Origin of the sequence: Rahnella sp. PCH160 (assembly GCF_047784855.1) — a bacterium.
Classification (GTDB): domain Bacteria; phylum Pseudomonadota; class Gammaproteobacteria; order Enterobacterales; family Enterobacteriaceae; genus Rahnella.
In genome coordinates this window covers 125237-146712 of sequence record NZ_JBLOGT010000003.1, presented here as the reverse complement: position 1 = coordinate 146712, position 21476 = coordinate 125237, and the positions used below count along the sequence as shown (strand labels likewise).

Sequence of the window (21476 nt, the reverse complement as noted above, 5' to 3'; positions counted from 1 at the left end):
CCCCTGCAGGACGGGAAACTGAGTAGGTTCGGTCATAGGGATAGCCTCACTCTTGGGGACTCCGGGCCCAGGCACGATGGTCTCCGGTTAATCATTGATGTCATGGTATTTCGGCAGTGCATATTCTGGCCTATCGTGAACACTCATTCTGGCAGAACGTGAACGCACTTTCTGGTTTCGCGTGAACGCGTATTCCGACGGAAAATACCACGATTTTGCACCATGGCCAGAATCACTGTTCATTTTGCCAGAATCGGTGTTCACCTGACCGGAATTGCTGTTCACGTTTCCAGAATCATTCTTAACGCATTGATTTTTGCTGCTATATCTATCCCTTTCATTACAGGGGGTGATATATGCCAAACAAGAGAATCGCAATGCGTAAAATCCATGAAATTTTAAGGCTGCGTTTTGAGGTCGGCCTGTCATTCCGTCAGATAAGCCAGTGCGCCGATGTCAGCACAGGTGCCATCCAGAAAATGCTCAAACGCCTTGAGGCCTCCGGGATCTCCTGGCCGTTACCAGAGGGGATGTCAGAGCCCAGGCTTGCCAGCATGCTGTATCCGGACTCTGACAGTCGTCCCGGTGCGCTGGAAGATCCTGACTGGGCTAAAATCCATATGGAGTTGCGTAAGAAAGGCGTCACCCGCCACCTTCTGTGGGAAGAGTATTGTCAGCGGATGCCGATCCGGGCGTACAGCTACTCACAGTTCTGCTGCCGCTACCAGACCTGGTCCCAGTCACAGAAGCGCTCCATGCGCCAACAGCATCTCGCTGGTGAAAAATGCTTTATCGACTACTGTGGGCCCACGGTGGCGGTTATCTCACCCGAAACCGGTGAGTGCCGGCAGGCTCAGATCTTTGTGGCGGTGTTGGGGGCATCAAACTATACCTTCGCGGAGGCCACGTATACACAGTCGCTACCGGACTGGCTTCTCAGCCACGTCAGGATGCTGGAGTTCTTCGGCGGCGTTCCCGAAATCCTGGTCCCTGATAACCTCAAAAGCGGGGTTAATAAAGCCTGTCGCTACGATCCCGAACTGAATCCGTCCTACCAGCAACTGGCGGAGCACTATCAGGTCGCGGTAATACCGGCCCGCCCCCGAAAACCCAGAGACAAGCCGAAGGTGGAAGTTGGCGTTCAGATCGTTGAGCGCTGGATCCTGGCCCGACTGCGGCATCAGGTCTTCTTCTCGCTGGCAGAACTGAACCACTGTATCCGTACGCTGGTTACGGATCTCAACGAACGCCCCTTTAAAAAACTGCCCGGCAACCGCCGGGAAGCCTTCGACAGGCTGGACAAACCTGCGCTCAGGCCGTTACCGGTACAGCCGTGGCGCTACCGGCACATCAAAAAAGCGAAAGTGAATATCGATTATCACGTTGAATATGAACAGCACCATTACTCTGTGCCGCATCAGTACGTCGGCAAAACGGTGGAACTTCATGCCTTCGACAACCTGCTGGAGGTCTGGGCTGAGGGCCTGATGATCACCAGTCACCCGCGGCGTCTTCATCCCGGTAACAGCACCGCAGCAGAGCATATGCCGGAGCGTCATCGCCACCATCAGCAGTGGACGCCAGAGCGGTTGAAAAACTGGGCGGCAGGCGTGGGCTCCGACACGCTCAAGTGGGTCAGTGAGCGTCTGGTGGAAAAAGCGCATTCGGAGCAGGCCTACCGCCTGTGTCTGGGGTTACTGAGCCTGACGCGCGAGTATCCTTCTGAGCGCGTCAACAACAGCTGCCGGCTGGCTAATGCTGAGGGGCTAACCCGACTGAAGCAGATAAAATCGATACTGAAAAATAATCGCGACCTTGTTCCGGCGGACGGCGATCTGCATCCGTCTCAGGAACTTCCTCAGGAACATGAAAACATCCGTGGCTCACGCCACTTCCACTGAAACAGGGAACTCGATAATGCCACATACGCTGATGAAACAGCTGACTGAAATGAAACTGATGGGAATGGCAGCCGCGCTGTCCTCACAGATGGAACAACCCGGCACTTACGAAGAGCTCTCCTTCAGGGAAAGGCTGGCGTTGCTGGTGACGCGTGAATCTCTGGAAAGGGATCAGCGCAAACAGAAACGCCTGTTGCAAAAGGCCCGGCTGAGGCTTGAAGCCTCGGTTCACGACATCGACTATCAGCCGGTGAGAAACCTGGAGCGTTCGCGGATCGCTCAGTTAAGCCAGAACGAGTGGGTGGTCAGGGGGCAGAACCTGCTGATAACGGGTCCCTGCGGCTGCGGTAAAACCTATGTAGGCTGTGCGCTGGGCAACAACGCCTGCCAGCAGGGTTACAGCGTACAGTACTGGCGACTGAGCCGGTTGCTGGTTGAACTGACCCACAGCCGGGCAGACGGCAGTTACCGGAAACAACTTGCTCAACTGTCCAAAACGCAGTTGCTTATCCTGGATGACTGGGGTCTCGAACCGTTACTACCAGCGCAACGTAACGATCTGCTGGAACTGATGGACGACAGGTACGGTAAGAACGCCACGGTCATGATAAGCCAGCTGCCAACGGATGAGTGGTACGGTTGCGTTGGAGATAACACATTGGCGGACGCGATCCTTGATCGTCTGATGCATAACTCGCACCGTCTGGAAATGAAAGGTGAATCGATGAGAAAACGACTGGCACAGGTTGACTAAAAGTGAACGGTCGGTGTAATAAAAAGAAGTTAGGGCGCGTTAGGAAATAACGCATTCACGTTCAGCCGGAACGACCGTTCATCTTCGCCAGAATACGCATCCATGACGAAATCCATCGACCAGGTCAGATTGGGCGCCGCCGGACGGAGCAGCGGCAGACGTTCTGTTGCCAGCCCTTTACGACGTCTTCTGCGTTTTACGCCCAGGTCACTGAGGTGATAAAGCCGGTACACGCGCTTATGATTAACACGAAGCCCTTCACGGCGCAGCAACTGCCAGATGCGACGGTAGCTAAAACGCCTGCGCTCCAGTGCCAGCTCAGTGATACGCCCTGATAAATGTGCATCTGCAGCCGGACGCTGAGCCTCATAGCGGCAGGTCGACAGGGATAAACCTGTGAGTCTGCAGGCACGACGTTGCGACAGACCGGTCGCATCACACATCAATACCACGGCTTCCCGCTTCTGGTCTGTCGTCAGTACTTTCGCACCAGAGCCACCTGAAGCGCCTCCTTATCCAGCATGGCTTCGGCAAGCAGCTTCTTGAGTCTGGCGTTCTCTTCTTCAAGCGACTTCAGGCGCTTAACCTCAGGCACCTCCATACCACCATACTTCTTACGCCAGGTGTAAACGTGGCATCGGAAATGGCGTGCTTGCGGCAGAGTTCACGGGCGGATACTCCGGCTTCGGCCTCGCGGAGAATACTGATGATCTGTTGGTCGGAAAAACGCTTCTTCATGGGGATGTCCTCATGTGGCTTATGAAGACATTACTAATATCGGGGTGTACTAATCAACGGGGTTAAGGTCAAGCCTGACGCTGGGAATGATTCTCTTCCCGGTATAGTTCCGGTAAAAATCACTAAAACCGCCTAGAATTTACTATAAGCCCACAGTAGGCGGTTAGTGCTAAAAATGACAATTCATTTTTTGTTAAGCATCTGTTTATAAAGACTAAAAATAAACTGAGTTCAATATTTACGCCGTAACTGTTGTTTATAGGGTTACAAATTCCATTGAAAAGTAATACTTCACACATGATAATTATTCGATAATACTTCACATATATCTTTTATGGGTTATGATGTAGGAAATACTACTTTCGATATCACAGGTGACAAATGATCACGATAATTGGATGCAATAAAGGCGGGGCTGCCAAAACAACAACGGCCATCAATCTGGCGGTTGGCCTTGCTCTTCGTGGGGAGGACGTTTGTCTCGTCGATGCTGACGTTCAGCGTTCCGCTTCAAGGTGGTATGCGGAGCGTGAAGCTGCAGGGATCACTCCATCCATTACCTTGATTGAGAAGCGAGATAACATTTCTCAAACGCTGAGAAGCCTGGATGAGAAATTTGCTCATGTGATCGTTGACGTCGCCGGACGCAACAGCCGCGAGCTGATCACAGGGGGGACGGTTGCACACCAAATAATTGCACCTCACCAGTGTTCACAGTTAGACCTGGATACTATGGTAGAATTGCAACAACAGTTGGAAAGCATGCGCGATTTGAACCCTGAGCTAAAGGCCTATTGCTATCAGAGTATGGCGACTACTAACCCATTGCTGCAGGGCAATGAACGACATGAGTTCCTTGAATATGTGCGTGAGTTTGAAGGGCTTATTCCTCTTATTGCCACTGCGTGTTACCGAAAGGTTTACCGCGATGTGATGTCAGAAGGTAAATCTGTGCTCGAAACATCTAACGAAAAAGCCAAAGCAGAAGTTCTGGCGTTAATGAATGAGGTATTTTAATGGCCCTAAAAAAAACCCCTTTTTCAAATCGACGTGTCGTTACTGAAGCTGAAGCAGATGCACTGGCCAACCGACTTGCTGACCGCCCTTATGGTGATGAGAAAGTTTTTACTGAACCTGCGCAGGAAATTCTGACCAGGACAACAATTTCTTTACCTCAGAACACGCTGCGTGAGATTGAAGATCTTGCCTTGCATAATAAGCGTAGTGGTATTAGCCCTAAAAGCGTAAGTGCAATCATCCGTGATGCTCTGGATACTTACCTTAAAAAGGTTTGATATTAAGCGGCATTGGTTACCAGGATGCTACGAATGCCGTTTTCACCGTTATCATAAATATACTTAGCCACCTTATTCCTCACTACTCCCCTCCCCAACTTTCATCGATTGTTCGCAACGTTTTGGGTTCATTCTCAGACCCAAGATATCGGGTCAATTACTCAGTGGATTTAACAATTATTAGATGCTAAGTGCTAAGTGCTAATTCATACTAGTACTTAGTGTTGTTCGCTCACAGCTTAAATCTTATTTGTGAAATGTTAAGTATGATTTTTTCTTGTCGCAAGTTAAGACATAACAAGCAAGGTAACATGCCGTTAAATAATAAATATTACTTCACACTTCTTGTTGTATAAGTAGTACGAAACTCTCAGTTGCTGCATCTTTGTAAAAAACAAGTGGGAGGGGGAAAGGCGATTTCCTCTATATATGGTTCATTCAGAGTGCAAGCAATAACAATTAATTATGAAGTGTTAATTATTACTTTTATTTGGTGGTTTGGATTGCAATCATAATTCATACCAATGCAATATGAATTGTGATTACATAACTCATAACTCATAACTCATAATGTAATCTCCTCACTGAAAACAGTGCCAGTCTAAACTGAAGTATCCGGTCTTTCTTTCATCTCACTGAGAGGCATATCAACCATGAAAAAGACCCGCTATACCGAAGAACAGATAGCCTTTGCCCTTAAACAGGCCGAAACCGGCACTCGGGTGGAGGAAATGTGCAGAACGATGGGGATTTCTGAGGCTACTTTTTACAATTGGAAGAAGAAGTTTGGCGGCATGGGCGTGACGGAACTGCGCCAACTGGAGGAAGAGAATCACCGCCTGAAACGGCTGGTCGCCGATCTCAGTCTGGACAAGGAAATGCTGCAGGACGTCATCCGAAAAAAGTTCTGAGGCCGGTGCAGAAACGCGAGGCGGTCGAATACCAGCTGCGGCGCGATGGCTGGCTGGCTAACCACAAGAAAACCCATCGGATTTACTGTCTGGAAGGGCTGAACCTGCGGTCAAAACGCCAGCTGCGGCATGTGACGGCCAGGCACAGGCGTATCTGCTCGGCCGTGACCGCTATGGATCAGTGCTGGGTCATGGATTTCGTTGCTGATAATCTGTTCAACGGACGCCGGTTCCTTGCCCTAACTGTAGTCGATAATGCGTGGCGATCGAGGTAGTCCATGGACTTCGCGGTGACGATGTGGTCGCCGTGATGGAACGGATCAGGCAGACACAGCAGCGTGTACCACAGCGGCTACAGACGTAAAACGGCAGCGAATTTATCTCGAAAACGCTGGATCGCTGTGTGTTTGAAAACCGGGTAACGATGGACTTCTCACACCCCGGAAAGCCCACAGATAACGCCCTGGTTGAGTCATTTAACGGCAGCCTGCGTGATGAATGTCTGAACGTGCACTGGTTTCTGTCACTGGAAGATGCTTAGGATAAGATCGAGCACTGGCGGCAGTAATATAACCTGTACCGGCAACATTCCTCGCTAAATAACCAGACTCCGGCAGAATTTGTCCGAATCCTGCAAACAGGCCCAGACCTCGGATTTATCCTAGCACCGATATTGGGAAGGGATCACAAGGATAGAATGTAAGTTTGTAATAATAAGAATCATCCTAGACTAAATCATCACAGTCAAAAAAGTAAAAAAATCTTACACGGCCCATAATGAATTGCAAAAAAATATCTTGCAATTTCCAAAAGTAATTATGTAAAGTACTCGGGAATAAATATAACTAGTTAAAAGCATCGATAATTTAGAAAAATTACACACAGCGAAAAAAAAGAGTGAGAGGCTTAAGTGAAAAGTAATCCTGTTGATGATAATTATGCATGTGGATTCTGTAATTGTATTTTAAAGGAAAATAGTACCACATGCTCCTATTGTGGAGCTGAGTTAATTACCACCTATATTGACAGAGCTACGAGGAAGTTAATCCTATATTTACAAATCGCTCTAACTTTTATTTCAGGTGTCTTAATCTTATTTCTATACCAAAATACTAAATTATTTTACTTGTCTATAGTTTCAGCTGTGCCTTTAGTATTACTCGCTTGGATTTTACCATTGCTTTTTTTCAAAATAAAAAACAGAGGGAACTATATTTGGAGAAGAAAGTCCATCTAACTTAGTTCGAAATATTTTCCATTATAAAATACTGAGGTGATAGTTTTCATCACTTTGTCACCTCATCTTTCTTAATTTTTTAACATAATATCCTCTCCTATCATGTTGTTCGCTTTGAATAGGATAGTTGCAAAAATCGTAAATCCAAGTAGTGTTTGAAGACATTACAAAATTACAAAAAATTTGAAAGAACTGAATTCTACCCCTGGTTTTATGGATGAGTACTGCGTGCAGTACACGCATTATGATAAGCACCTTTCTGCTTCTGCCGCTACGCTTTTCATTAAAAAAAATGATCTAAGTAAAAGGCGGGCAGGCGGATAACATTGCGCGCGTCGACGTTCGAGATGTCAATATCGGAACACAGAAGCGGTTTCAGACTTATATAAAATGAAGATAAGGATCTTCGAGTATCTCGGAATATAGCGATTAGAAAAAGGAATGGAGCACACTGTTCCAGAAGTGACAGCTACAGAGAATCATTTACAGGATAGTCAGATCTGATAGACGGCTAAATGCTAGAAGCAGACATAATTCAGAGCATAAGAATGTCAGCGAAGTGGACATTCTTATCGATTGAAGTGTGTATAAGCAGGAGTTAGCTAAGAGAGAATAATTTAATTATCTTACAATTTTTATTTATTAAGCACCTTCAGTAACTATATGAAAATATTTTATGAAATTTGTGGGGTTTTAATTGAATGGCAGGTTATCTGAACAGCTTTATATTATGACACTGACCAAAAATCCTGCTCCATTCAGAAACAGAATTCCGGCATGATAAACACTCCCCTAGGGGCAGGAATATAACCAGTACCGGCCACATTCTTCGTTAAATAACCAGATTCCGGAAGAATTTGTCCGAAGCCTGCAAACAGGCCCGGATCTCTGATTTATCCTGGCACCGATATTGGGAGGGGATCATCACCTTCACAGGCTTCGCCCGAAACCATTATGCAAGTTGACCTGTAAGGTACGGCCAGTAGTACTGTAAGAATTTGGTCAGTTTATCGCAAAGGACAGATCGGGAGTTGTGATCGCCTCTCATTCTGGGCTTCGTTTGCCACCGCTTTCTGTTGAGTAAAATGAAGCGCTGGCGACAACGCCGAGCGAAGAACTCCTTGACCTGCCATTCCTGCAAAAAAACCACATCACTGATTCATTGCTCGCGTACCAGTATTCTAAACGTGGTAATGCGCTGCGTGTCATGGCTGAAGCCCTGAAATGAGGAAAACGTTGTGCACGCTTTAATACTATTAGTCTGGGTATTATTTACATCCCGTTGGCTAATGATGAACTCTCAGGGCCACGCGGTGCGGGCTACCGAAATATGCTGGAGCGCTCTCCTGTTGGGCGTGGCGGATCACCGGGTGAAGTCGCTGCTGTAGCTGCACTGCTTATGGGACCGGAAGGCAGCTTTATTACAGGCAGTGATTTCCTGATGGATGATGGTGTAACAACGTCATATTGGTACGGCGATCTCAAGCCAGTAAAATAAGCATTCAGCGCTAAATAATGGAAGGTATTCAGTGCCCTTCAGTAGTTAGCGCCGCGTAGCGTTGCCTCAATGTTTGCAGAAACGTTTGAAAGGCCGGTGAAAGTAAGCGACGGCTTGGATAGTAAATATGATAGCCACGGAAAGGCTGACACCAATCATCCAGCACGCGTATGAGTCTTCCTTCTGCAATTTGCGTAATCACTTGATCCTCCATCACAATAGCCAACCCGAGACCTTCTTCAGCGGCTTTTGCTGCGGCTACAATATTATTAACAATAAATTGCCCGTCGACCCGCACATGAAGCTCTCGCTCCCCCTGACTAAACTCCCATGGGTAAATTCCGCCAGCGCTTGGCATGCGCATATTGATGCATGAATGTCGGGTTAAATCCTGTGGCGTCTGAGGCAAGGGATTTTTTGCCAGGTAATCTGGCGAGCACACCACCGCCATACGAATATCGGGGCCGATACGTAGTGCTATCATATCCTGTGCAATCTGTTCACCGAGCCTGATACCTGCATCAAAACGTTCACTGACGATATCGGTCAGTGATGAATCCAGTGATAACTCGATTTTGATATCCGGATAGGCGTGCAATGTTTCTGCTACCGCAGGCCAAATAAGAGTATCTGCCGCGTGTTGACCGGTAGTGACTCGTACCAGTCCGGCTGGCTTTTCGCGAAACTGGCTCAAGGCTTGTAAACGGTTATTGATATCGCTTAACGCGGGACGCAGTGTATTGACCAGTTGCTCGCCCGCTTCGGTGACGGAAACGTTGCGTGTATTCCTAATTAACAACCGCACGCCTAATCGCTCCTCAAGACGTCGCACTGTCTGGCTTAACGAAGGTTGAGAAGTGGAGAGGCGAGCGGCAGCACGAGTAAAACTACGCTCCTCAGCAACCACTAAAAAGGCAGCCAGATCGCCGAGTTCATCACGCAGCATTAATAAATTCCAGATATAGGTGCATTAATTATTAAGCATCTTATCATCTGAATGCAGCCAAGATAAACTTTCATCATCGCTGGAAACACATGAAGTATAACCGGTGGTACACGCACATGAAGATTCACCTCAAGTGTTAGCACTCTACAAAATTCTGGAGTTTAAAATGTCTAAAGATATCGTGGTTATCATTGGTGCTGGCGGTATCGGCATGGCTATCGCACGGCGTCAGGGCTTCGGCAAAACCGTGCTGTTAGCTGATTTCAACGAACACACAATGCAAAATGCGGCTAAGCAATTGAGCGATGCGGGATATCACGTTCAAACCTGTCCTGTGGATGTCGCCTCCCGGACTTCCGTTGCGTCACTGGCCGTTTACGCAGCATCGCTGGGCAATGTGATGCAGGTCGTCAATACGGCGGGCCTGTCGCCGAATATGGCTCCGGTCGAAAAAGTGCTGGAAGTTGATTTGTATGGCGCAGCCGTTGTATTTGAAGAGTTTGAAAAAGTTATTGCGCCGGGCGGTGCGGGGCTGATTATTTCCAGTATGGCAGGGCATATGATGCCAGCGTTAACACCTGAGCAAGATCATGCGTTGGCTTACACACCAACGGAAGAATTACTCAATCTACCATTTTTACAACCAGATGCCATTCCTAATACCCTGGTGGCCTATATGATGGCGAAGCGTGCTAACCATTTGAGAGTACAAGCTTCTGCTATTACGTGGGGCGATAAAGGTGCCCGAGTTAACTCCATCAGTCCAGGTATCATCGTCACGCCGCTGGCTCTACATGAACTTAATTCAGAAATCGGTGATATCTACCGCGCAATGGTCGAGGCATCGCCAATAAAACGAATGGCACCTCCTGAAGAAATTGCGGTAACTGCGTCATTCTTGCTCGGTACCGATGCCGGATTTATTACCGGTAGTGATTTGCTCATCGACGGTGGCGTCATTGCTGCGATGCGCGCGGGTAAACTTCAGACGCCAGGTTAATGCTCATTCATCGAATATAAATTTAAGGAGGAGTAAATCCTCCTTAAACATCGAATATAAAATTAATGACAAAAATTCTTATCTTGGGCACCGCCGGATAGCTGGCCCGAGTTGCTACTTGGTATCTGATTGAAAATAGTGATGCTGAACTGACATTATATTTGCATCGCGCAAATCGCCTGAAACACGAAATAAGTGATTGCATCAGTATTATAGAAGGCGATGTGGAAGATACATCCTCTTTAATTAATACGTTACAAGGTATCGACGTTGTTTATACAAATCTGGCCGGTGACATGAAAAACCAGACACTGAGTATTTTAAAAGCGATGCATATGGTGGTATAAAAGGCTGATTTTTATCAGTTCAATGGGGATTTATGATAAAGTGCCGGATGAGAGTTACCAAAGTATTCTTGATCCCTATCGAGATTCAGCCGCTCTGGTTTAGACTACACAATATTACGGCCGGGTTGGTTCACCAACGCTAACACGGTTGATTATGATATTACGCACAAAGTCGAGCCATTTAAGGAGCGTTCTGTCTCTCGCCTCAGTTTCGCGGATTATATTTGCAAAATTTCTACGACAGACAACCAATATATTCATAAAAGCATCGACATTAGTCGCCCTTAAGCATTCTGTTAACTTTCTTTGAATATCTCTTGCATAATTTTGGTGAGAAGGTCAAAAAAACAGACACGCTTCGGCAATACGGGTTTATGTGGTCTAAAGCCAAAGTTTGGCATCATTTTCAGTTAATACAGTGATCAATTTTCCTCGTCTAACATACTGTCTTACGGTGATGTCAGCTAATTGACAGAAGGTTCGGCACTGCAAGTACTGCGCTTAATTCTCTGGCTACATCAGAAGCGATAAACAAGGGTTATTTTGGAAAGAAGTGTAGACCATCAGCAAACTGCCATGGCCACACGTGGCCAGTATTACTATTACGTAAAACACTGAGCGGGAAGTTTTTTAGCAAATCTTTCAGATCTATGGGTAAAGAACATCGTTGTATTAAATCAGGTGATGCAACAACGTTAACTACCACGGGACGTATTATCCTGACAATGAACCTGTTATCAGGAACGATGCAACCCTTACGCCAATATCGATTTGCTCGTCAATAATGTTTAGGTGCTCATCCGTGACACGCCATTCAACATATAGCTGAGGATAATCAACTATCTGATGTAACAAGTTGACGACAATTTCATTATTTTCTAAAAAGGGCGGCAATCTGATGCGCACGACACCAGAAATATCGCCTGAGTGTTTCGTCTTTACTTGCTGAAATAGTTAATCACTGTCTGCCAAAAGTTGCTCCGCTTGCGGCCAGAATTGTTCACCAAACGGGGTAAGTTTCATGTGGTGGGTATTTCTCTGGAACAACATTTCACCCAGTTGCTTTTCCAGTTCTGCAATGCCACGGGTGACTATTTGTGGCGCAATACCGAACCGCAGTGTGGTTTCACGAAGCCTTAAGGTTTCAGCAGCAACACAAAGTATTTTCAGGGCATCCAATTTATCGAGCATCCCGATTATTGTTTGAAGTGTCTTAAATTGTCCTCACCGATTATATCATAATTGAGAATTCTGTAAGCCGGATTAAGCACTATACGCACCATAATTGGGGTTGTAATCTTAATTAACCCTCGTTGGAAATTTGCCGTTCGCGTGTGGATTCTGAATTAGCCCTCTCGATTTACTCTCTCGTGAAGCAGGCATTAATCATCAAAATTGGAGCTAAGTAATGTATACAAACATCAAAGCATTGGGCACTGACTCATCAACTAACCCACTAAAAAAAGTCACTATCAAACGTCGTGGATTGCTGCCAGATGATGTAGAAATGAAAATTCTCTATTGCGGCATCTGTCACTCCGATCTGCATCAAATTAAAAATGATTTTGGCGGAACCCATTATCCGGTGGTGCCAGGACATGAAATCGTTGGCAAGGTTACTGCTGTCGGTGCTAATGTCACCAAATTCAAAGTGGGCGATCACGCTGCGGTGGGTTGTATTGTCGATTCCTGCGGTGAATGCCCAGCCTGCGCCCGCGATCTGGAACAGTTTTGTGATAACGGTACCACGCTTTCTTTCAACACACCGGATAAGCATCTCGGCGGTATGACTTACGGCGGGTTTTCTCAGACTTATGTCTGCCGCGAAAACTACATGCTTAATATGCCTAATTTTGATGATATGGCCGCCGCAGCACCGCTTCTGTGTGCCGGCATTACCGTGTACTCGCCCTTAAAGCATTGGCAGGCAGGTCCAGGTAAAGTGGTGGGAATTTTGGGTATTGGCGGTCTTGGTCATGTTGCCATCCGCATTGCTAAAGCCATGGGCGCACACGTTGTGGTACTGACAACATCTCCGGAAAAAGTTGAAGATGCCCAACGTTTGGGTGCGCATGAAGCTATTCTGACGAGCGATGCTGAGCAGATGAAGGCCCATGCCGGTAAAATCGATTTAATTATTGATACGGTCTCTGCAACACATGACGTCAATGCCTATTTAAAATTACTGGCTATTGATGGTGCAGTGGTATTAGTCGGTTTACCTGTAGAGCCAATTTCCATTGGGGCATTTAACGTTATTAAAGGTCGTCGTAGTTTCGCCGGTTCCAATATTGGTGGAATTAAAGAGACACAGGAGATGCTGGAGTTTTGTGCTCATCACAAAATCACTGCTGATGTGGAAATTATCGATGCAGATAAAGTTAATGAAGCTTTTGAACGCCTTGAAAAAGGGGATGTTAAATATCGATTTGTTATCGATATGAGCACGCTTAAATAATCGCACTTTGTGTCGGAGGGTTTTTACTTCGGCACATTTTTTAAAATATAGATTGCTTGCTATATTATCTGGTAACTATGAAAAATTTGAAGCACGACAAACTTGCTCTTGTTTCCCTTGCTGTTGGTGCATTTGGTATAGGCACGTCTGAATTTTCTAGCATGGGTGTTCTCCCCTTATTTTCAGTTGATCTCTCTATCAATATATCCGATGCGACACAGGCCATTACTGCTTACGCAATCGGTGTTGTTGTCGGTGCTCCATTACTTACATTAGCTGCGGCACGTATCAACCGGCGTTCACTACTGCTGGTATTGATGTTGGTGTTAGCCGTCGGTAACATTATTTCTTCAGCTGCATACAGTCTGGAAACATTGAGCATCGGTCGCTTCATCAGTGGATTGCCTCAAGGAGTTTTTTTTGGTGCCGGTGCCGTTGTCGCTACACATATTGTGGGGCAAGCACGTGCAGGTAAAGCATTTGCTATCGTTGTATCGGGCATGACACTCGCGACTATCATTGGTGCACCAATGGGTACGCTGGTTGGGCAATATTTCGGATGGCGAACAGCCTATTCGGGCTTTGCCATCTATAATATTTTGGCTCTAGGTTGCATGTTTGTCTGGTTACCCAAAACGCCAGCATTGGATGGTAATCCCGTTTCCCGCGAGCTAACCGCTTTCCTAAAGTGGAAAATTTGGGCCATGATGATCATAGCGTCACTTTGCGTGGCCAGTACGTTTTCCGTTTATACCTTTATTGGTCCGTATATCACTGATTTAGCCAACCTTTCACCAACGTTTATTCCTGTAGGGCTAGCTGTTTTTGGTCTGGGTATGGCGGTGGGTAACCCATTGGGCGGTATTCTTGCTGATCGATATGAATTTAAAGGAATGTTGTTAGGTTTTGCATTCACACTACTTATGTTGGCCACTATGGCTTTATATGGCCAGATACCCTTGATATTGATGTTAACGTTATTTTTTGTTGGGGCTACGTTGATGATAGCGGTGCCCACTATCCCGGTCAGAATGATGCATATGGCTCCTGAAGCACCGACATTGATGGGCGCGATGAATATGGCAGCATTTAACGTTGCCAATGCGCTCGGTGCCTCTATCGGAGGGGCGACGATTAACGCGGGATTGGGACTTATTTCAGCAATATGGGCGGGTTTTGCACTCACCAGCATAGGTCTGCTTTTCTTTACTGTTGTTTTTGGTGTTCGACGAACGCCTGTTAATCAACTTACTTAATAGCGTGAAAAGCCGAGCCGAATACCCCTTCCATACAACTTTTTTCCGAACATTTTCTCTGCAAATTAAGAAGCGCAACTGCATTCCAGATCAGGGTCAGTGGGCTACAATTTCTGCTCTTCGCTCTTGAGGTACAACCATACTCAAATCTCCCACATTCCAGGAGATTTGAGTATGAAAACGTCACCGTGGAACAAAGGCCGTATCATCTGTCAAAAAAGGCCACTTCAGATATCTCATATCTGGGAGATCCGGATTAGACTTGAGCCGGAATGTAAAACACGCGATCTAGCTTTGGTCATTAAGCTACGGGGCTGTGATCTGATTAAACTCAAAATATCAGATGTTGCATATGGCAGTTCTGTTTAAAGTAGAGCAACGGTGTTGCAACAGAAAACCGGTAACTTTGTCCAATTTGAGATATCCAAAGGGACAAGAGAAGCAGTTGCAGCGCTAATAAAGCTGGGCAATCTACTGACCTGCTCCCCGCTTTCACCTCTGGCAATTCCACGACGAACTCCCGGTGAGCATGACGTACAGATTGATATTTTGTTTTGTGGTGTATGCCATTCTGACATTCACCATGTCCGCGATGAATTTGGAAGTGCGATGCCTACGGTTTACCCGATAGTCCCGGGGCATGAAATTGTCGGCCGTGTGGCATCCGTCGGTGCTTCCGTCTGTCAGTATAAAATAGGCGATATTGTTGCTGTAGGCTGCCTGGTCGATGCTGACCCCAAGTGTCCTCATTGTCGTGCGAACCGTGAGCAATACTCTCCGACAAAAGTGCTTACTTATAATGGTCCGGATGAATATCTTACCACGCCCGTTACATACGGAGGCTATGCGAAAAGTATTGTTGTTAACGAGCGATTCGTTCTGCGAGTGCCTGGAAAACTAGACCTTGCCGGTGTGGCTCCGCTTGTGTGTGCAGGTATCAAAGCCTATTCACCGATCCGCCGCTGGAAAGTAGGTCCGGGGCAAAAAGTGGGTATTGTTGGGCTGGGAGGATTAGGTCACATGGGGGTAAAGTTTGCCCGTGCCCTGGGTGCTCACGTCGTTCTTTTTACGACATCACCGAAGAAAAAAGAAGATGCCTTACGCGTTGGAGCACATGAAGTGCTTGTGTCATATAATGCAGAAGAAATGCAATCGCATATCAACACATTCGATTTTATTCTCGATACAGTTTCAGCCCCCATGACTTAAATCTTTATCTGAACCTCCTGCATCCGGAAGGAAATCTCACCCTCGTCGGCGCGTCGGCCGAGAAAAATGATATTTCTGCCTATAGCCTTATTTTCGGTGGCCGTAGCCTTTCCGGCTCGCTGATTGGCGGGATTGCTGAAATGCAAGAGATGCTTGATTTTTGTGGCAAACACAACATTACTTAAGATGTGGAAGTTATTGATATTAAGGATATAAAAGCAGCCTACCACCGTCTTGAGGCGGGCTCTGTGAAATACTGCTTCGTCATAGATATGTCAACGCTCAAGAACAGTTAGGGAATATCACTGGCCCATTTTTGCAGGAACTGCACGCGCAGAAGCGATATGAGGCGGTCCGAAAAAGCTAACCATCCTTAAAAACATGCGGGCATACCCTTTTGATTAATGAGTGGTGTTCATAAGCTTATCCTCACTCAGGGGCTTACTCTCCGCGCCGCTTCCGGCTAAATTCTTGACTCATTAGGATTTAAACGTCAGTCGCCAGCCAGTAGGGTGTCCGATGGCTTCCAGAAGAAAACATCATGCCGACAAGCAACACGGAAACGCAGGCTCAGGAGTCGCACCCGGGAAATATTCTGATGCGTCTGTTAAATGTACACCGCGGAGAAGGAAGGGCGCTGGTCTGGGCGGGATTATATATTTTCTCACTATTTCTGGCCTATTACGTATTGCGACCGGTACGTGATGAGCTGGGAGTTGCGGGTGGCGTAAGACATCTGCCGTGGCTATTTACCGGGACGTTGCTTGCGATGCTGGCAATTAATCCGCTGTTTGCCGCTGCAGTGCGTCGCTGGTCACGCGAGCGATTTATCACCGTAACCTACCGTTTCTTTATGCTCAATCTGCTGGCGTTTATAGCATTGATGACCGTCGCCACCGGGGCGCAGCTTGTCTGGGTGGGTCGAGCGTTTTTCATCTGGGTCTCGGTCTTTAACCTCTTTGTAGTATCGGTGTTCTGGTCATTTGTTGTCGACGTTTTCGAGCAGGAGCAGGGAAAGCGTTTGTTTGGCGTTCTGGCCGCCGGTGCGACGCTGGGAGGCATTGCCGGTTCTGTGCTGACTCTTAGTCTGGTGGAGTTTATCGGTCAGCAAGGGTTGTTGCTGATTGCTGTTGGCCTGCTTGAAGTTGCAGTAAGGGCATCACGCGGGCTTGCCCGTCACAGCGATGTGTTCCACAGTCCTTTGCAACGGGAAGCCGATAATCAGGCTCTCGGCGGTGGAATATTCAGCGGAATGACTCATACCTTTCGCTCACCGCGTTTGATGGGAATTGCCGGATTTATGCTGCTTTACAGTATGACGTCCACTTTTTTGTATTTTCAGCAGGCAGCGATTGCTGAAAATGCTTTTTCTGACAGCGCTGCACGCATTGCTTTCTTCGCGGGGATTGATTTTTGGGTCAACAGCCTCACGCTCGCGCTTCAATTGTTTTTAACCGGCAGATTGATCGGCTGGCTGGGTGTGGGGACCACGCTGTGTTCATTGCCATTCATCAGCCTTGCAGGATTTACTTGTTTGGCCGCATGGCCGACGGTGGCGGTATTTGTGGTGATACAGGTGGCGCGTCGTGTCAGTAATTTTGGTCTTGCACGGCCAGCGCGGGAGGTTTTGTTCACCCGGGTGCCGCGTGAAGATCGATACAAAGCCAAAAATTTTATCGATACGGTGGTATACCGCATCGGTGATCAGGTCGCCGGGTGGAGTTACGCCGGGCTGGCGGCGCTGGGCCTGAGCATGACGGGCGTATCTCTGGTCGCCGTGCCGCTTTCGGCATTGTGGCTGATGCTCAGCCTGTGGCTGGGCAGTAGAAACCGTTCTCAACTTTCAGCAGAGGAAATTTAAGATGAAATTCTCACGACGTTCTGTTCTTGGCGCAGCGGGAGCGATGGTTTCCGTCAGTTTACTGAACGGTATGATCTCATTCACTGCCATGGCCGACGCGCTAAACCCGACCTTCAGCCCCAAACGTATTGGTGTGATCGGCGCGGGCTGGCTGGGTGGCACGGTGGGCAGTGTCTGGGTAAAAGCCGGACATGAGGTCATGTTTTCATCACGTCATCCGGAAGAATTAAAAAGTATGACCAGCAAACTTGGCGAGCGCGCGTCGGTGGGCACCATCCGCGAGGCAGCAGAATTTGGAGATGTGCTGTTATTCGCCGTGCCGTATGCTGCACTTCCGCAACTTGGACGTGAGCTGGCAGAGTTAATTCGCGGCAAAGTGGTGCTCGATGCCTGCAACTCTTCGGCGTCTTCTTCTGATGCTCTGACGCAGGAAGCCCACGCCAAAGGGGATGCTGTCACAACCGCTAAATATCTGTCAGGGGCCAATGTGATACGCGCATTCAGTGCTGTCGATGCCACAGCAGTAGAGGCTTCTGCGGCCAGAACCAGCAACAAACTTGGCGTGCCGATTGCAGGTGATGACCCGAAAGCCGTGCAGGTCGCGGTTCAACTGGTGACTGATGCCGGTTGTATTCCCGTGGTGGTCGGTAAACTGGCCGATGCGACCCGTTTCCAGCGAGGCGGGCCGGGCTTCAGGGCTAACACCAATGCGCCGGAATTACGTCGTCTTTTGAATTTGCCTGCGCAAAGCTGATTTGCCTTGGGCCATTTCTCTGGAAATAGCGCATCAATAATAACGGCGATGCCCTGGCCGTTATTATGCGTGAGCCCGCAAAGGGCTGAATGGAAGTTTACTTCTTAAATGCGCAGTGCTAATGGGTTGATGGACTTCGTTCATAACATCACTACCCCACACCCCGTAGCCCAATCTGATTCGGCACACCTGGGATTATCCTGTGGCATGGAAGGAGTGAACTGGAAGGTCTGCTCGAGCCCAACCTAGAAGAACTGGCACGCATGACACCAATTGTTAATGACATGCCGTTCCTTCTCACACACAGGTAGGAAAACAGCGACCCAGCTGACTAAAGCGTCCCTGTATGAAGAAGCGCTGAGAACTGCCGAGTACTTTGAACTGTCATTTTTCAGAAAAAAACTGAATATCATGGTAATAGGGAGCGTATTGGGCGGCGTCTGTTTCACCGTTATGGCGAATCTGCTTGAAAACAGCGCCCGTCATGCACGGCACAGACCGTGAGGCTCAGGCAGGAGAAGCATATGCCGATGGTCACCGTCGCCAACGTTAGGGAATTAATAGAGCAGACACATTTGTCACGGCTATTTGAACGCTTCTATCGGGTGGACTCTTCGCGTACACAAAGTGACACACATCACGGGCTTAGGCCGTCGATTGTGCGAACGGTGGCGTTAATGCACCGAGGAGAGGTCTTTGCGACCAACCAGACTAACGATAATGTTTCTGGAAATAATAATGCCATCAATACGTTCGGTGTTACTCTGACAATATTGTCAGAGTAACAGGTCATAGCAGGGGATGACACCCTGTATCGAGTTATCCATATTAATTGTAAATAATCGCCACGCCATGGAGTTTATTTTCTCCACCCGCTGATACTATTTTATAGGACGTTGCACCGGCCTCGTCTGCCTTTTTCGCTAATTTCTTTTCCAGCCCTGAAAGCGTTGTAGGGCCTGATGCTGATACGCTTCCCAGCTTGGTAAGACCCTCAGTTGAACTAACCTGAGTTGCTGCCAGCGAACTAAAAGAGAAAAGCCCGGTTAGCGCTGCTGCTATGACAATTTTAGTTGCTTTCATATTATCCACCTCAATTTTTAAGTATTAACGGTCACGATGAGTAGCCATGTTTGGCTACCAAGGAAAGTATATTCCGCTGACCCTGACCAGAGCCTGACAGTTAAATGACATCATTGTCATAAATCAAAAATATACATTTCTTTGCATTAAAATAAATATCCACAGCCTTTCCTGACAGCACTGTCAGCAGGTTGTCAGCTTGTTGTCATGATGACTCCGGTAAGATTTTATTTGCACTGAGAGCAGGGTGATTTTTGACATTTAAAGGGAATAATTTGGATGCTTATATTAAATAATTCCGTACTGCTATCCAGCATTCTGTTGGACGAATTCGCGTTAACACATGCGTTAGCGCAAGAAGAAGCACCGCCGATATATGTTGAAAAAACCTCAAGCGCTCAGGTGCTGATGGGGTAATTTTTATGAGCTGGGTTTATTAATGAATTTTACTCATAAAGGCATCCGTAATTCATGACCTTATAACGACCTTTCACGAATGCTATTCTCACAGTATAAGATTCTGGACTACTCTGTCGCTTTTACTCTTAGCCATTCCTTATCACTGATTTCAGTTCACTTGCCGTTGTGCAGACTGTCGTTATTTTATTGTTAATCACGTGTGATCCCATTTCGAATCGCGCACCAAATACTTTATTTCAAGAGGTATCTTGTGATGCACAAAGATGTTATTGACTCTCTGATTGGCTGGATTGATGAAAATATCGACAAGCCGTTAAAAATTCGGGATGTCGCTGAAAAATCCGGCTATTCCAAATGGCACTTGCAGAGGATGTTTCAGCAGGAGACAGGCCACACGCTGGGGAATTATATCCGTGACCGTAAGCTGGCGCTGGCCGCAGATGAGCTTCTTCATACTAAAAATCCGGTGGTCGATATTTCATATAAATACGGATATGACTCACAGCAGTCTTTTTCGCGAACTTTTTCCCGGAAATACAGCTTACCGCCACAGGCCTACAGGAGAATGCATCAGTCACATCCGGCGTAATTATGTTGAGTTTTTATTGGGCGCTTTTTTGCATTAATCATTACGTTGTTATTTGAGGTGGGAATTCATGAATCATTTAGGGCTTTTAAAGCCTTTGGCAGCCTTTTGTCTGTTATCTGGGAGTTGGGTATTAACCGGGTGTGATGAGAGCGGAAATACCGCCTCTGCGCAGCAAAAATTAACCGACGTTAACGTCATAAAACTCACCACTGCGCCGCTGAAGATGACCTCTGAATTACCGGGAAGAACGTCTGCGCTGCGTATTGCCGAGGTGCGTCCGCAGGTGTCCGGGATTATTCAAAAACGGTTATTCACCGAAGGCAGCGACGTGAATGCAGGGCAGGCGCTGTACCAGATTGACCCCGCGCCGTATCAGGCCGTTCTGGACAGCGCTTTGGGAAACCTCGCACAAGCCGAGGCCAGCGCGCGGATCGCAGTAACCACGGTGAATCGTTACCGCACGCTGACCGGCACGCATTACATCAGCCAGCAGGATTTCGATCAGGCGCAGGCCACTGCCCAACAGGCTCAGGCCGCGGTCGTCGCAGCCAAAGCAGCGGTGAAATTAGCCCGTATTAATCTGCAATACACCACCGTCACGTCGCCGATTGCCGGGCGGATCGGACGCTCTTCGGTGACAGAAGGGGCGCTGGTGCAAAACGCGCAGACTTCCTCGCTGACGACCGTTCAGCAGCTGGATCAAATGTATGTCGATGTTACCCAATCGGGGGAGGAATTCCTGCGCCTGCGTCAGGCGATGTCGGACGGCGAAATTAAACAAACCGCCGGTAAAGCCGAGGTGACCGTGATGCTCTCTGACGGCAGCGTTTATGCGCCAAAAGGCGCGCTGGAATTCTCCGATGTCACCGTCGATGAAACCACGGGTTCTATTACCCTGCGCGCGGTGATCCCCAATCCTCAGCACCGTTTACTGCCCGGCATGTTTGTCCGTGCGCGGCTGGATGAGGGCGTTATTCCGACCGCATTGTTGGTGCCGCAGGTGGCCGTCACCCGCAATCCACGCGGTGAGGCGACCGCACTGGTGGTCGGTGCAGATAACAAAGTGGCGCTGAAAAACATCACCACCGGCAAAGCGCTTGATGACCAATGGCAGGTGCTGTCCGGTCTGTCGGCGGGCGATCGCGTGGTGGTATCAGGTGTACAGAAAATCAAGCCGGGAGAGGCCGTCGAGCCTCATGAGCAGCCAGCAAAGTCTTAA

General features: G+C 47.8%; 15 protein-coding genes and 6 pseudogenes. 17 read left to right on the top strand and 4 right to left on the bottom strand.

Features of this window, described 5'->3' with window-relative positions; all coding sequences use genetic code 11:
- Positions 1 to 356 precede the first annotated feature (356 nt).
- Both istA and istB read left to right on the top strand, forming a co-directional pair.
- Positions 357 to 1901 (top strand): IS21 family transposase, encoded by a 1545-nt coding sequence (gene istA / locus ACM5QY_RS26215; protein ID WP_416121155.1) that lies wholly within the window; start codon positions 357 to 359, stop codon positions 1899 to 1901.
- A gap of 13 nt (positions 1902 to 1914) precedes the next feature.
- Positions 1915 to 2655 carry an IS21-like element helper ATPase IstB gene (istB, locus tag ACM5QY_RS26210; RefSeq protein ID WP_416122809.1) on the top strand — a complete coding sequence of 247 codons (741 nt, stop codon included), beginning with the start codon at positions 1915 to 1917 and terminating at the stop codon, positions 2653 to 2655.
- Positions 2656 to 2750: 95 nt separating this feature from the next.
- Here istB and ACM5QY_RS26205 read toward each other — a convergent pair.
- Positions 2751 to 3393, bottom strand: a pseudogene (locus tag ACM5QY_RS26205) (transposase); the annotation flags it as partial.
- Between the two features lie 381 nt (positions 3394 to 3774).
- On the opposite strand from ACM5QY_RS26205, the gene ACM5QY_RS26200 reads away from it, so the two are divergent.
- From ACM5QY_RS26200 to ACM5QY_RS26185, 4 genes and pseudogenes are all read left to right on the top strand, one after another.
- Entirely contained in the window at positions 3775 to 4410 is a 636-nt protein-coding gene (locus tag ACM5QY_RS26200; protein ID WP_416123539.1) for an AAA family ATPase, read from the top strand.
- The gene (locus ACM5QY_RS26195) at positions 4410 to 4688 is read left to right on the top strand and encodes a ribbon-helix-helix protein, CopG family (protein WP_416123538.1); all 279 of its coding nucleotides are present in this window, start codon (positions 4410 to 4412) and stop codon (positions 4686 to 4688) included. Before ACM5QY_RS26200 ends, ACM5QY_RS26195 begins: the two co-directional genes overlap by 1 nt.
- A 653-nt stretch (positions 4689 to 5341) precedes the next feature.
- Positions 5342 to 6302: pseudogene (locus tag ACM5QY_RS26190) on the top strand (IS3 family transposase).
- 1816 nt (positions 6303 to 8118) lie between these two features.
- The gene (locus ACM5QY_RS26185; RefSeq protein ID WP_416123537.1) at positions 8119 to 8334 is read left to right on the top strand and encodes an SDR family oxidoreductase; all 216 of its coding nucleotides are present in this window, start codon (positions 8119 to 8121) and stop codon (positions 8332 to 8334) included.
- A 28-nt stretch (positions 8335 to 8362) separates the two neighbouring features.
- On the opposite strand, the gene ACM5QY_RS26180 is transcribed toward ACM5QY_RS26185, so the two are convergent.
- Positions 8363 to 9280, bottom strand: a complete 918-nt coding sequence (locus ACM5QY_RS26180; protein WP_416123536.1) for a LysR family transcriptional regulator — start codon at positions 9278 to 9280, stop codon at positions 8363 to 8365.
- A 166-nt stretch (positions 9281 to 9446) separates the two neighbouring features.
- Here ACM5QY_RS26180 and ACM5QY_RS26175 point away from each other — a divergent pair, with 166 nt between their 5' ends.
- Together ACM5QY_RS26175 and ACM5QY_RS26170 are read left to right on the top strand one after the other, a co-directional pair.
- On the top strand, positions 9447 to 10280 hold the full coding sequence (locus tag ACM5QY_RS26175) for an SDR family oxidoreductase (RefSeq protein ID WP_416123535.1): 834 nt from the start codon (positions 9447 to 9449) through the stop codon (positions 10278 to 10280).
- A 101-nt stretch (positions 10281 to 10381) separates the two neighbouring features.
- Positions 10382 to 10915 (top strand): annotated as a pseudogene (locus ACM5QY_RS26170) (NAD(P)H-binding protein).
- Positions 10916 to 11581: 666 nt separating this feature from the next.
- Here ACM5QY_RS26170 and ACM5QY_RS26165 read toward each other — a convergent pair.
- Positions 11582 to 11818, bottom strand: coding sequence for a LysR family transcriptional regulator (locus ACM5QY_RS26165; RefSeq protein WP_416123534.1), 237 nt, complete (start codon positions 11816 to 11818; stop codon positions 11582 to 11584).
- 217 nt (positions 11819 to 12035) lie between these two features.
- On the opposite strand from ACM5QY_RS26165, the gene ACM5QY_RS26160 reads away from it, so the two are divergent.
- The 7 genes and pseudogenes from ACM5QY_RS26160 to ACM5QY_RS26130 form a co-directional block, all read left to right on the top strand.
- Positions 12036 to 13085 carry an NAD(P)-dependent alcohol dehydrogenase gene (locus ACM5QY_RS26160; RefSeq protein ID WP_416123533.1) on the top strand — a complete coding sequence of 350 codons (1050 nt, stop codon included), beginning with the start codon at positions 12036 to 12038 and terminating at the stop codon, positions 13083 to 13085.
- A 77-nt stretch (positions 13086 to 13162) separates the two neighbouring features.
- Complete coding sequence (locus ACM5QY_RS26155) at positions 13163 to 14341, top strand: MFS transporter (protein WP_416123532.1); 1179 nt, start codon at positions 13163 to 13165, stop codon at positions 14339 to 14341.
- A gap of 174 nt (positions 14342 to 14515) precedes the next feature.
- Positions 14516 to 14815: pseudogene (locus tag ACM5QY_RS26150) on the top strand (site-specific integrase); the annotation flags it as partial.
- Positions 14798 to 15846 (top strand): annotated as a pseudogene (locus ACM5QY_RS26145) (NAD(P)-dependent alcohol dehydrogenase). The pseudogenes ACM5QY_RS26150 and ACM5QY_RS26145, both read left to right, overlap by 18 nt.
- Positions 15847 to 16091: 245 nt before the next feature.
- Positions 16092 to 17411 carry an NTP/NDP exchange transporter gene (locus tag ACM5QY_RS26140; RefSeq protein ID WP_416123531.1) on the top strand — a complete coding sequence of 440 codons (1320 nt, stop codon included), beginning with the start codon at positions 16092 to 16094 and terminating at the stop codon, positions 17409 to 17411.
- A gap of 1 nt (position 17412) precedes the next feature.
- Positions 17413 to 18165 (top strand): NADPH-dependent F420 reductase, encoded by a 753-nt coding sequence (locus ACM5QY_RS26135; protein WP_416123530.1) that lies wholly within the window; start codon positions 17413 to 17415, stop codon positions 18163 to 18165.
- 494 nt (positions 18166 to 18659) lie between these two features.
- Positions 18660 to 18950, top strand: a pseudogene (locus ACM5QY_RS26130) (hypothetical protein); the annotation flags it as partial.
- Positions 18951 to 18993: 43 nt separating this feature from the next.
- On the opposite strand, the gene bhsA reads toward ACM5QY_RS26130, so the two are convergent.
- Positions 18994 to 19248, bottom strand: a complete 255-nt coding sequence (bhsA, locus tag ACM5QY_RS26125) for a multiple stress resistance protein BhsA (protein WP_416123529.1) — start codon at positions 19246 to 19248, stop codon at positions 18994 to 18996.
- Between the two features lie 673 nt (positions 19249 to 19921).
- On the opposite strand from bhsA, the gene ACM5QY_RS26120 reads away from it, so the two are divergent.
- Both ACM5QY_RS26120 and ACM5QY_RS26115 read left to right on the top strand, forming a co-directional pair.
- Positions 19922 to 20257, top strand: coding sequence for a helix-turn-helix domain-containing protein (locus ACM5QY_RS26120; protein ID WP_416123528.1), 336 nt, complete (start codon positions 19922 to 19924; stop codon positions 20255 to 20257).
- Between the two features lie 67 nt (positions 20258 to 20324).
- Positions 20325 to 21476, top strand: a complete 1152-nt coding sequence (locus ACM5QY_RS26115; RefSeq protein ID WP_416123527.1) for an efflux RND transporter periplasmic adaptor subunit — start codon at positions 20325 to 20327, stop codon at positions 21474 to 21476.

Bases quoted from the DNA above. Each gene is read 5' to 3' on its own strand.
- ACM5QY_RS26135 (WP_416123530.1), top strand. From the start codon at position 17,413: ATGAAATTCTCACGACGTTCTGTTCTTGGCGCAGCGGGAGCGATGGTT.
- istA (WP_416121155.1), top strand. From the start codon at position 357: ATGCCAAACAAGAGAATCGCAATGCGTAAAATCCATGAAATTTTAAGG.
- ACM5QY_RS26200 (WP_416123539.1), top strand. From the start codon at position 3,775: ATGATCACGATAATTGGATGCAATAAAGGCGGGGCTGCCAAAACAACA.
- ACM5QY_RS26195 (WP_416123538.1), top strand. From the start codon at position 4,410: ATGGCCCTAAAAAAAACCCCTTTTTCAAATCGACGTGTCGTTACTGAA.
- ACM5QY_RS26115 (WP_416123527.1), top strand. From the start codon at position 20,325: ATGAATCATTTAGGGCTTTTAAAGCCTTTGGCAGCCTTTTGTCTGTTA.
- ACM5QY_RS26180 (WP_416123536.1), bottom strand. From the start codon at position 9,280: ATGCTGCGTGATGAACTCGGCGATCTGGCTGCCTTTTTAGTGGTTGCT.
- ACM5QY_RS26140 (WP_416123531.1), top strand. From the start codon at position 16,092: ATGCCGACAAGCAACACGGAAACGCAGGCTCAGGAGTCGCACCCGGGA.
- ACM5QY_RS26120 (WP_416123528.1), top strand. From the start codon at position 19,922: ATGCACAAAGATGTTATTGACTCTCTGATTGGCTGGATTGATGAAAAT.
- ACM5QY_RS26155 (WP_416123532.1), top strand. From the start codon at position 13,163: ATGAAAAATTTGAAGCACGACAAACTTGCTCTTGTTTCCCTTGCTGTT.
- ACM5QY_RS26175 (WP_416123535.1), top strand. From the start codon at position 9,447: ATGTCTAAAGATATCGTGGTTATCATTGGTGCTGGCGGTATCGGCATG.
- ACM5QY_RS26160 (WP_416123533.1), top strand. From the start codon at position 12,036: ATGTATACAAACATCAAAGCATTGGGCACTGACTCATCAACTAACCCA.
- ACM5QY_RS26165 (WP_416123534.1), bottom strand. From the start codon at position 11,818: ATGCTCGATAAATTGGATGCCCTGAAAATACTTTGTGTTGCTGCTGAA.
- bhsA (WP_416123529.1), bottom strand. From the start codon at position 19,248: ATGAAAGCAACTAAAATTGTCATAGCAGCAGCGCTAACCGGGCTTTTC.